1 protein-coding gene is annotated in these 906 nt (G+C 45.0%); it reads left to right on the top strand.

All coding sequences use genetic code 11. The annotated features are described in order from the left end of the window. Window positions 1-85 precede the first annotated feature (85 nt). A complete protein-coding gene (locus tag BEA93_RS24515; RefSeq protein ID WP_105267695.1) occupies window positions 86-850 on the top strand; it encodes a hypothetical protein in 765 nt (254 codons plus the stop codon). Window positions 851-906 lie beyond the last annotated feature (56 nt).

Here is a 906-nt window from a genome sequence, read left to right on the forward strand (position 1 = left end):
CAGGGGATAGTTTTGCGGTAATTCCGGAAAAATAAGGATTACCGATTTCAGTTTATTATTTATGAAATATCAAGGAAATTATTTTATGAAAAAGACTCTGATTGCACTGGCTGTGGCTGCCTCTGCTGCAGTATCCGGTTCTGCTATGGCGTGGACTGCAAACGGCACTGGTGGTTCTGTTGACCTGGGCGGTACCCTGACTCCGGCAGATGTGATTACCCCGTGGGAAGTTAAAGTAGGCGCTGCGGTAAATGGCCTGGATGCTGATATCCGCAAAGGCGATACGAAGGTTGACATCCCTGTGAAGAGCACAATTCCTGTACTGGGTATTCGTACTGTAGAAGCTAAAGCATTTGCTGGCGGCCCGGGTCTGGCTCCGCAAATTAGTTATGGTGGTGCAGTTAATATTGATGGTTTTAAGGCAAGCGTTGCACCATTAACTCTGGAAGTAAAAGATGCTAATGATGCGAAAATTGGTTCTCTTACAACAGATATGTTTGCTCAAGCGCGTACTTCAATGAAGGGAGAATGGAACGGTAAATTCTGGAACTACGCATCTAAGGCCGGTCACGGTTTTTTTGGTGGGGTGCCAAAATCTGCAGACCAAGTTTTAAACAGTGACCGAAGTGAATTGATGCCAGAAGCTGGGCAGAATTATGTTAACCAAGGCGTTGAAGATAAAGGTGTTAATTACGTTTCTTTTAAGGGCTCGAAATCTACACATAGCGCTTATTATTTCTCAGTTATTGAAAAAGGCAAGTCCGTCAAGATCACCCTTGATCAGGCTGCTTCCGACGATGCTCCAATCCAGTGGAAAGCTTCTCTGCCAGTTACTGTTTCTTACCAGTAATTCAGCAGAGTCCGGCAGTAAACACTCCCCCGTTTACTGCTGACTAAAAATTCAGG

This window comes from Escherichia sp. MOD1-EC5950 (assembly GCF_002965345.1).
In the GTDB taxonomy this organism is placed as follows: Bacteria; Pseudomonadota; Gammaproteobacteria; order Enterobacterales; family Enterobacteriaceae; genus Escherichia; species Escherichia marmotae.